This window comes from Anaerostipes sp. Marseille-Q3525 (genome assembly GCF_018223505.1).
Taxonomy (GTDB): domain Bacteria; phylum Bacillota; class Clostridia; order Lachnospirales; family Lachnospiraceae; genus Anaerostipes; species Anaerostipes amylophilus.
In genome coordinates this window covers 1-9,899 of sequence record NZ_JAGTTT010000046.1, presented here as the reverse complement: position 1 = coordinate 9,899, position 9,899 = coordinate 1, and the positions used below count along the sequence as shown (strand labels likewise).

13 protein-coding genes and 3 pseudogenes are annotated in these 9,899 nt (G+C 33.5%); 5 read left to right on the top strand and 11 right to left on the bottom strand.

Translation table 11 applies throughout. The features are described 5' to 3' along the window. Positions 1-35 precede the first annotated feature (35 nt). The 5 genes from KE503_RS13610 to KE503_RS13590 form a co-directional block, all read right to left on the bottom strand. Positions 36-662 carry a hypothetical protein gene (locus KE503_RS13610; protein ID WP_212385568.1) on the bottom strand — a complete coding sequence of 209 codons (627 nt, stop codon included), beginning with the start codon at positions 660-662 and terminating at the stop codon, positions 36-38. Between the two features lie 162 nt (positions 663-824). Continuing rightward, positions 825-1,355, bottom strand: coding sequence for a class I SAM-dependent methyltransferase (locus KE503_RS13605; RefSeq protein WP_212385566.1), 531 nt, complete (start codon positions 1,353-1,355; stop codon positions 825-827). A 77-nt stretch (positions 1,356-1,432) separates the two neighbouring features. After that, positions 1,433-2,035: a class I SAM-dependent methyltransferase gene (locus KE503_RS13600; protein WP_212385565.1), complete on the bottom strand. Its 603-nt coding sequence runs from the start codon at positions 2,033-2,035 to the stop codon at positions 1,433-1,435. Between the two features lie 41 nt (positions 2,036-2,076). After that, positions 2,077-2,574 (bottom strand): prolyl-tRNA synthetase associated domain-containing protein, encoded by a 498-nt coding sequence (locus KE503_RS13595; protein WP_249183077.1) that lies wholly within the window; start codon positions 2,572-2,574, stop codon positions 2,077-2,079. Positions 2,575-2,656: 82 nt separating this feature from the next. Then, the gene (locus tag KE503_RS13590) at positions 2,657-3,340 is read right to left on the bottom strand and encodes a TIGR00266 family protein (RefSeq protein ID WP_212385564.1); all 684 of its coding nucleotides are present in this window, start codon (positions 3,338-3,340) and stop codon (positions 2,657-2,659) included. 175 nt (positions 3,341-3,515) lie between these two features. Here KE503_RS13590 and KE503_RS13585 point away from each other — a divergent pair. From KE503_RS13585 to KE503_RS13575, 3 pseudogenes are all read left to right on the top strand, one after another. Continuing rightward, positions 3,516-4,055 (top strand): annotated as a pseudogene (locus KE503_RS13585) (tyrosine-type recombinase/integrase); the annotation flags it as partial. Between the two features lie 121 nt (positions 4,056-4,176). Further along, positions 4,177-4,479, top strand: a pseudogene (gene tnpB, locus KE503_RS13580) (IS66 family insertion sequence element accessory protein TnpB); the annotation flags it as partial. Positions 4,480-4,761: 282 nt separating this feature from the next. Then, a pseudogene (locus KE503_RS13575) lies at positions 4,762-5,802 on the top strand (IS66 family transposase). A gap of 42 nt (positions 5,803-5,844) precedes the next feature. On the opposite strand, the gene KE503_RS13570 reads toward KE503_RS13575, so the two are convergent. From KE503_RS13570 to KE503_RS15010, 6 genes are all read right to left on the bottom strand, one after another. Next, a complete protein-coding gene (locus KE503_RS13570) occupies positions 5,845-6,177 on the bottom strand; it encodes a hypothetical protein (protein ID WP_212385563.1) in 333 nt (110 codons plus the stop codon). A gap of 25 nt (positions 6,178-6,202) precedes the next feature. After that, complete coding sequence (locus KE503_RS13565; protein ID WP_212385562.1) at positions 6,203-6,532, bottom strand: hypothetical protein; 330 nt, start codon at positions 6,530-6,532, stop codon at positions 6,203-6,205. Positions 6,533-6,637: 105 nt separating this feature from the next. Next, the gene (locus tag KE503_RS13560) at positions 6,638-7,006 is read right to left on the bottom strand and encodes a hypothetical protein (RefSeq protein WP_212385561.1); all 369 of its coding nucleotides are present in this window, start codon (positions 7,004-7,006) and stop codon (positions 6,638-6,640) included. Positions 7,007-7,183: 177 nt separating this feature from the next. Next, entirely contained in the window at positions 7,184-7,618 is a 435-nt protein-coding gene (locus KE503_RS13555) for an SWIM zinc finger family protein (RefSeq protein WP_212385559.1), read from the bottom strand. Between the two features lie 45 nt (positions 7,619-7,663). Beyond that, positions 7,664-8,500 (bottom strand): TIGR02452 family protein, encoded by an 837-nt coding sequence (locus KE503_RS13550; RefSeq protein WP_212385557.1) that lies wholly within the window; start codon positions 8,498-8,500, stop codon positions 7,664-7,666. Between the two features lie 42 nt (positions 8,501-8,542). Further along, entirely contained in the window at positions 8,543-8,788 is a 246-nt protein-coding gene (locus KE503_RS15010) for a DUF6718 family protein (protein WP_334300463.1), read from the bottom strand. A gap of 42 nt (positions 8,789-8,830) precedes the next feature. On the opposite strand from KE503_RS15010, the gene KE503_RS13545 reads away from it, so the two are divergent. Continuing rightward, positions 8,831-9,100: a Mu transposase domain-containing protein gene (locus KE503_RS13545; protein WP_212385555.1), complete on the top strand. Its 270-nt coding sequence runs from the start codon at positions 8,831-8,833 to the stop codon at positions 9,098-9,100. A gap of 24 nt (positions 9,101-9,124) precedes the next feature. Then, positions 9,125-9,877 carry an IS21-like element helper ATPase IstB gene (istB, locus tag KE503_RS13540; RefSeq protein WP_212385552.1) on the top strand — a complete coding sequence of 251 codons (753 nt, stop codon included), beginning with the start codon at positions 9,125-9,127 and terminating at the stop codon, positions 9,875-9,877. Positions 9,878-9,899 lie beyond the last annotated feature (22 nt).

Here is a 9,899-nt window from a genome sequence, read left to right as displayed (position 1 = left end):
GTCATTTTTGAATATAACTTTAAATTTTTATCATCTTATTCTAATAAGTCATTATATACTTGCTTTAAATGAATAGTAGCATTCACAATATCATCAAAAAATATATAAAATTTTCCATCTGTTTCTATTCTATTTTCGCCTATATAAATATCTGAAAATTTACTATGTGTAACCGCTTCATACATTTCTTTTGAATATTCCAAATAATCAGACCATAGCTCTATTTGATTCTTCTTATCTATTGAGTTTTCCAGAAAAACATCATAATCTTTCTCTTTTCCTACTGCTATTTGAGGTTCTACCATTGGATCAAGATATTCTCTTGGTATCCATGGATATTTATCATCTGGTGGTGCTAATTCTCCTTTGACATTCATTTTTACTGGCATAAAAAATACAGAGGTCATCTCCTCAATATTATTTTCTATTGCTTGTCCTGATAAATACTTTGTTTTTAAAGTTTTTAATGCAATTATTAATTCTTTTTCTTCATTAGCTTTGAATTCCACCCCAGAAAGTATTTTTAAGCTTTCAAGATTTTCAATTATTCCATTTTCAATTTCTTCAGCTGTGATAGTATCATATTTATCATTTTTGTAGTCTATCGTTGGCTGCAAACTTGCTAATAATGCATCTCTAAAATATTTTGTTATCGTTTTCATAACTTTTCGATCAACACCCTTCTTTTACTTTACTTTGCATCAACGTTGTTAACTCACCCTATTTTTGAATATTTTATCACAGTCTTCATCTCACAACAACGAAAAAGCCATTGCTAATATTCATGAAATAAATGAATGCAATGACTTTATATTTATACTCGTTTATTTTATTTTCACAGCCACAATCACCGAAAATTTATGATAAGAATACAAGCATTTTACATCTGAAAATCCACATTTTTTCAGCATCTCTATTTCTTCTTCAACCGAACATTCTTTATCAAGTTTCTCATAAATTCTTTCAAATAAATCTGTCTTCTGTCCCTCATCTAAATGATGAATTGATAATGCAGATATGATCGTATCAAACTCTCCTTTTGGAAGTTGTTTTGTATAATCTAAAATCTCATGCTGAATATTTTCTAATCCTGCGAACCGCTTTCTGGAAACATTTAACATTTCATCTGCAATGTCTACAAGCACATAATCTGCAGTTTTATATTCTTTGAACCAATAATATGTAAGTAATCCTGTTCCTGCACCTAAATCGAGAACTCTTTTTGGAGAATCTATATTAGAAAGAATCAACTTTGTCGTAGATTCATAATAATCATCAAAACAAGGAATAAATTTTCTACGATTTTCATCATATTTCTTTGCGATTAAATTAAACTGTTCTTCGATATCTGTCATATTTTACTCCATATAATATATTTTTTATAGTTATATTCTATCTGTTTCTGCATTAAATATTTCCTCATTTTGAGCTTCTAATTTTTTATACACTCTACATACATCAAAGAAATCCTCGCCGGTAAAAGTTTGTTATGTAAAATCTTCCAGCCATTTTTCTTAAGCCATATGATATATTCCTTTCCATTCCACTGATGTTCGAATTTAATTCCTGCTAATTTTAGAATGTTGGACCATATTCGACTGATGATTCCTTTGTTGTGTGATACAAAATTGGGAGCGATCAACAATCCATCTTTTCGTAATACACGCTCTATTTCTTTCAATGCTTTTTCTGGTTCTGACATCACATGCAATGCATTTGCAATGATTACCACGTCAAATGAATTATCTTTATATGGAAGATGTTTTGCATCCACAACTTCAAAAAACAGATTTTCTGGATATCTTCCTTTCTTTGCTTCTTTGATCATACCTTCTGAGTAATCTGTAGCAATCATTCGTTTTGCAGCTGGCGCTACATGTTTGGCCAATAATCCAGGACCTGTCGCAATTTCTAAGACTTCTTTTCCTACAATCTGGCTTTTGATCCGATAATACATAAATTTATAACATTTACGATCTGCCCTCATAGCTTTCTCATAAATCGGTGCATATAGATCCCATATTTTTTTCTTCATAGCACATCTCCTGAAAAAATTGTTGATTTCTATAAATTTTACTACACATTGATAAATTTCACTTTATTTCCATGCATCTTTATGACATCCAAAAGATCCGCAAGTTTCATCCAGATCGTTGCTGTATTATCATTTGGATGGACTGCAATATATTCATATTCCTTCAGATCTTCATCAAAAAAGACTGGAACCACACATTCTTTATCATTCAAAATGCCTAATGGTGAAACAGATCCTGGTTCGATATTTAAATATTTCATTAAGCGCTCAGCTGAGGCAAAACTAAGTCTGGAACTTCCAATCTCATCTCTTACTTTCTTAAGATCTGCCTGCTTGTCTTCTCGAATGATCACAAGAAAATGATGTTTTCCGCTGCCATCTCTTAAAAATAAATTTTTCGCTCCTATTCCGTTTTCATGATTCCACAGATCAGAATCTTCGATTTCATCCACTGTGTAAACAGCTTGATGTTCGAACATTTCATATTCTATATTCAGCTCATTTAAAGTATCTAAAACGATTTTTCTATTTTCATTCATTTTGCTAATACTCCTGTTTTTTCTTTTATTATAGCAAATATATGATAAATAGTGATTTCTTTTTTTGTGTTAAGTAGTTATTCTATTTACTAGAGCTTGGAAAATATGGTCTTAATACTCCAGCTACATTACTGATCGGCATCGTTTGCAGCCACACCTTTCCAGGTCCTATAAGTACTGTGTTAAATACTCCCTCTCCTCCAAACAACATATTTTTCACACCAGGAACGCTTTTGATCTCCATTGTACAACTTGCTGTCATTGCCGCTAAATGTCCTGTGTCTACTACGATCTGCTGTCCAGCTTCTAATTCATATTCCACAACATGTCCATCAAATTCTGCAAACATGATACCATGTCCAGAGGCTTTCTGCATGATAAATCCTTCTCCACCAAATAATCCCGCACCAATCTTTTTATTGAAGAATACAGATAATTCAACTCCTCTCTCACCCGCAAGATAAGCACTTTTTTGTAATATCATTTCCTGTCCTGGTGCAATTTCAAATGCCTTGATAGATCCTGGAAAGCATGAAGCAAAAGCGATCATTGCTTCTCCACCTTGTGCTGTATAAACATTCTGGAACATCTTTTCTCCCGAAAATGTCCTTCCAAACATCTTTCCTATTCCGCCATTTGAAGTTGTTTCCATTTTCATATTTGGAGACATCCATGACATTCCGCCACCTTCTGTAACCATTCTCTCTCCAGATTCTAAATAGCAAACAACTACTGGGAGCGTTTCTCCTAAAATTTCATATCTCATAATGTTTTCCTCCTTTGCTAATTCTTTTATATTATCAATGTATTGATATGGTATACATGAAACACCTCTCTGTTTGTACTTTAAGTATATATGAAATTTGTATTTTTTAATAGCACAAAAATATAAAGGAATGTGTTGAATTTATAGATTTATCCTAAATTAAGCAACTGGTGCTAGAGCACAGGAAATATGTGACTTAAAAGTAAAGGATATTCGTATGAATGATAGTTCCACATCTGTTACATTAATAGGGAAAAGCTCAAAAAACCGTCAGGTTGGAATATCAAAGAGATTAGCAGATACTTTACACAGATATATTGTTCACAGACATATTGAAAAATATCCAGAAAAACATATATTTTCTAGCCAAACACATGAACAAATGACGATATCCTGTATAGAAGGTATTTATAAAAAGTATATTGTTATGGCAAAGAATCAAAATCCATCTTTATTTCATGCGGATAGTTATCCTCCACATTCCATGAGACATAGCACAGCATGTCATTTATTAGAAGCTGGAGTTGATATAATAACAATAAAAAATATATTAGGACATGTTTCGGTTCAGACAACACAGATTTATGCCGAAATGTCGCAAGATACCGTTGATAAGAAATTGAAAGAATGGAATGAAACATGGTTTGGTGATGATCAGAAAATTGATGTAAAGAAAGCAACAAATAATATCCCAGAGTTTTTAAAAAAGAGATAAATAATTATTCGAGAAGTTTTTGAAAGAATGCTGTAGCTATAAGTAGTTGCAGCATTCTTCTTGAATAATAATTCTTCTTGGATAATCCGTATTATTCCAGAACTAGAATAACACAGATCTAAGACGTGGGATTGACGGACTGACAGCGATCATCCGTTTCCAGTTCGATCTGGATCCATTTGACCGGAATACACTGTTTCTTTTCTGTGGAAGACGGAGTGACCGAATCAAGGCACTGCTCTGGGAAGGTGATGGATTTCTTTTAATGTACAAGAGACTTAATATCGGTGCGTTTAACTGGCCACGGTCCGCAGATGAAGCTGTTGAGATCTCACAGGAAGAGTATGAGCGACTGATGCAGGGCTTTGAAATGATCGCAAAACGTCCGATCACAGAAATGAAACATCCACCGACAGAACTATAGTTCTTGTGCAATCTGCTGATCTTTCAAAAAGTTTTTATGGATAAAACGCAAAGAAAAAGATCTATACAGAAAGATCATCCACAAAGATCTGATATACTGCATTTTTCTGGTCAAAAAATATCAGATCTGTTTCAATATTGTGGACAGCCGTATGAAAAAGCCAGTAGTTTCTGACTTTTTCATAGAGTTATCCACCGTCAGAATGACGAATGAAGGGAACTTAAGGATTCGCAAAAAACATCTGTATCTGCTATAATCAGAGTAAGAAAAGGAGAACTCTGAATGGCATTTAAATATACAGAAGATCAACTGAATAAGATGGATAAGGCACTCCTGATCGAACTGTTTCTCGGATTACAGGATCAGATGGAAGAACTGACAAAGGAAACCCATGCACTGAACCAGAAGATGCAGCTTCTTATGGAACAGGTGGTTCTGGCAAAACATCATCGTTTTGGAAGATCTACCGAACGTATGGAGGATACGACATAGATCAGCTTTATGGAGATCGATGGAAAGATCGTATTTTTTAATGAAGCCGAAGCCGTCAGTGATCCTGATATGGAAGAACCAGAGGAACTGGAACTAAAAAAAGGATCCAGAAGGAAACAGGGAAAAAAGGACCAGGATCTTTCAGGACTGCCGGTAAGACGGATCGATCATTATCTGAGCGAACAGGAACTTGAAGATGAGTTTGGAGAAAACGGATGGAAACAGCTGCCGGATATGATATCCAGACAGTATTGTTTTGTTCCGGCAAAAGTTGAGATCGAGGAACATCATATCGTACTTTACGAATATCAGAAGACAAGAAATGCATCACATCCTGTAAGATTTCTGAAAGATTATGAAGGGATCTGTGTAACAGACGGATATCAGGTATATCATAGTGCTGAAAAGACACTGGTAGATGCTTTGTTTGCATACGCAAAACAGCATCAGGTTCCGGTCGGGACACAGGGAAAACTTGCCAGAGCAGTGACATATCTGTTAAATCAGGAAAAGTATCTGCGGGTATTTCTAGAAAATGGGGAAGTGCCGATGGATAACAATGCAAGTGAACGTGCGATCCGTGGATTCTGTATCGGGAGAAAGAACTGGCAATTGATCGATACGATCCGTGGAGCTGAGAATTCAGCGATCATCTACAGCATTGCAGAAACAGCCAAAGCAAATGATCTGAAACCATATGAATATTTTGAACATTTGCTGACAGAGATTCCAAAACATATGGAAGATACCGATCGTTCATTTTTAGACGACTTACTTCCATGGTCAGAAAAGTTACCAAAAGAGATCAAAAAGACAAACAAGAGGTCATGAAAAAATAATCTTTTGTTTGTCTAGGTACGTGCTATTGTGCGTTTACTCTTCTTCATCATTCACTTCTAGTTTTAATTTCTCTGGAATGTCATTATTTTGATAACTAACATTTTTCATACTATATAATGGAAAATGTATCTCTTCAAAAAATTGAATCAGAAATTTCCTTCCATATTCCATTTGTAGTTTATACATTTCTTGATCATATCCACCTGCCTTATTTCTATGTCCATTAATATTTACATATAATATTCTTGGCTTATTGGGTTTCTGTTTTTGTGTATTTGAAAGTAATTTTAAAAGATCTTTTGCTGCTGATTTAAAACTATCATTTTCCATAATTGTATGGCAAATTTTTACTACTTTTTCTGGCATAATATATTTTGCTCCTCATTTTATACTATTTATTCGTAGGCGTTATTATTTCTAATCTTTCTGGAATATCATTATTTTGTTGTTTAGGATTTTTTATACTATATAAAGGGAAATGAACTTCTTCAAAATACTGAGCTAAAAATCCCATTCCAAACTGTGCCTGTAATTCAAACATATCATTGTCAAATCCACCCGCCTTATTTCTATGTCCATCTATGTCTACATATAATACTCTCGGCTGATCAGGTGACTGTTTTTGTGCATTAACTAATAACCTAAAAAGATCTTTTGCAGCTACTTCAAAATTTTCTCTTTTCATAACTCTGTGATAAATAGCTATTCTTTGTCTTGTCATTTATATCTTCCTTTCTTATTTTCCTTAATAATTTCCTTAATTCATCATTTGATATCTGTCATAAATACGCGTAATTATTGTAATTCTAAATCTTCTATATATCCATTAATCCCCTTCATCACTCTCACTTTCCCAGTAATCATAAGCATCCTCATATCCATCCTCAGAATCACCACTTCCAAATTCCTCTGCCCATTCTTCCGCAAAATCATCTCCATTTTCATAATAATTTACATCGTATGGATCTGAATCTTTCGAAGTGGCTGGCGTGTAGTAATCGTTATCATCATCTGAATATGTACGACTGCTTTCCTGTGTTGTGTTATCATTATCAAATTGAGATTGTGTTGAATACTCCCTTTCATAACTATCATATGAATCCGAAGAATTTAAATTCATTACAAAATTAACAGCATTTAAAATTAATGCAATACTGAATAAAATAATACATAATTTAAAACCTATATCTTTCATAATAGCCCCTTCTTTCTTTGTATGCTCAATTTCTATATCTACATTCTATAATATTAGGTGTTCTATAAAAACCCCAGCTCTTTTTAACTTTGATCAACGCTAAAAAGAGCCAGATGCATATACCCTATAAGCATCCGGCTCTTTAAATTTTAATATTAAGTCTTTTATTGTTTGACTTCACCAATATCTATTTCTTGTATCTTCCAGTTCCACTAATGCGTCATATAATCGTTCTTGTAATTCAGCTTTAGAAAGACTATTTACATATTTACGAAGTTCTTTATAATGCAACTGTTCTCTTTCCTCTTCCTCTTTCTCCCATTCTTCTACTTGTTGTAAAAAGTCCTCTGCTGCTTTAGGCTCAGCAGTAAATAACAGTGCGATCATATGCTTACAAACAACACGTCTTCCTTTTGCAAATAGACAATTACAGGTAGATTTCTTTGGATGGGCTTTATCTATATGTACAATATAGTTATTTTCATCACTTCCTGCAACTACTCCGTCATAAGTTTCACTTCCTGACTTTTCCCAGGAACGTACCTTTTTATTTTCATAGTATTCCATTCCTCGCCAAACTGATTTTGCACTGGCAACTTCGATTAAACCCATTTTATTTTACCTCCTAAATCTAGAACGACTGAATGTCTATGCCCACTATTTCTTCAAAACTCTATCAAAAATTCTATAATTTCGATCATCTCTTGGAGAACAATATACCGCAAATTCAATATTTTTGAAACTATATAAGTATTCTCGAATTACATTTTTTGCTGCCTGAGCAACAATCTGTGGATCATTTTTAAATGCACCACATCCAAATGCCCCAAGAATTATCGTTTCATTATTTTCTGAAAGTGCTATATCTAAAATTCTTTTTAATCGCTTTTCATGTAATTTTAACAATTCCTCATTTGTCATCTTCTTCACATTATTATATGATGATTTGCCATTATAATTATTTTGCACTCTTAGATTCGGAGCTGCACATGTGATTACATCCACATCATACCAATCAGATGCATTCATGATCTCTGGTTGTGCAGTATCTGTTTTAAATACTTTGACTGCAGGTGTATAAATGATATCATCATTATAAATTGGATTATGTGCTTGTCTGTGTGGAGAATAGAATCCGTCCCACATTGTTTGTGTACTCAGGCAAAAATATAATCCTGAACATCTGCACAGACATTCTTCTTGTGCATTAGATCCTCTTTTTACTCCACCACCTGGATTAGTTGCAGAAGCAAAATTATGTACAGCCGTTTTAGTGTTTTTATATGCTGATGCTGCCTGCAATGTTCTCTTTTTTGATACGATGATGTTTGCAGGTTTTTCATATCGTTTCTGATTATTACTATTTATTTTTTGATTTTGCAGAATTAGTTTTTGGTTATGTATTGAATTTTTGATTGATTGTTTTAAGTTTGAATTCGTTTTACATAACTTTTCTGTGTCTTCAAATATTTTTATGTTTTCTTGTTTTCCCATAATCTATTTCCTCTCTTTAAGATAAGTTCAATATTATATAGATCAATGCATATTTTTTGAAAACCGATTCAGCATATAAACACGATCTATAAATTCTTTCATATTATCAATGTATTGATATGGCGCATATTCCGAATATATCTCTGGATTATCCAAAATAACTATTTGAACACCTTCTTTACATAATGCCTGCAATGTTCCCGGTAAACATCTTGCTTCGTTTAATGTTTTACATCGATATGCTATACAACCTTGTTGATCAAATATCTTTGCTAAGAAAAGGCTCACTTATCACCACTTCCACGCAATGTGATAAGAAAGCCTTATCAGATGACCCATACAACTGTAAAAGTGAATTCATCCTGTATGATCACTTATCGTTCCAATCAATATTCCGTACCACCAAAATATCTTGGAAAACGTCTGTTATTACAGGTATATGATAATTATCTGTATGTGTATTATAACACAGAACTGATCGTGATACATCCGATCAGTGCAAAAAACTCAATGATACACACGATCATTATATTGCTATCAGTAAACAGACGTTCAAAGAGCAGACAATGGATATTGAAAAGATCGCAAAAGAAAACCTGACACAGATAGGAGCAATGTTTAAAAATGAATAGCACATATGTACAATTAAAGAAAAACCTTGAGTATCTGAAATTGAATCAGATGGATCTTCATCTTGATGAAGTGATCGATCTGATCACTTCGTCACCATTATCATTTACGGAAGGTCTCTGTAAACTAACGAATTATGAGATTGATTTTAAAGAAGCAAACATGATCCGTTCCATGGTAAAAGTCGGAGCTTTTCCTAATCAAAAAGGGATCCGTGACTTTGATTTTGAATTTCAGCCATCTGTCAATCCGGAAGAGATCAAGGATTTTGCAACTTTAAGATTTCTGGAAAATGCTGAAAACATCGTGTTTTTAGGTCCTAGTGGAGTAGGTAAGACTCATCTTGCCACTGCGATTGGAGTAACTGCAGCAAAAAAACGTTACAGTACATATTTTATTAAATGTCATGATCTGATCATGCAGCTAAAAAAAGCAAAACTGGAGAATCGTCTGGAAGCAAGATTAAAACACTTTTATAAATATAAGATGCTGATCATTGATGAGCTTGGATATCTTCCGATTGAAAAAGATGATGCAAAGCTGTTTTTCCAACTGATTGATAAACGATATGAAAAAAGGAGTACGATCATTACCACAAATATCAACTTTAATTCATGGGATGATGTATTTTTTGATCCAGTAATCGCAAATGCGATTCTTGACCGAGTGTTACATCATGCACATGTGGTAAATATCACAGGAAAATCTTATCGCTTAAAAAAATATACCGATCAAGAGGAAGAATAGCAAAAATGTACATTCTTAAATG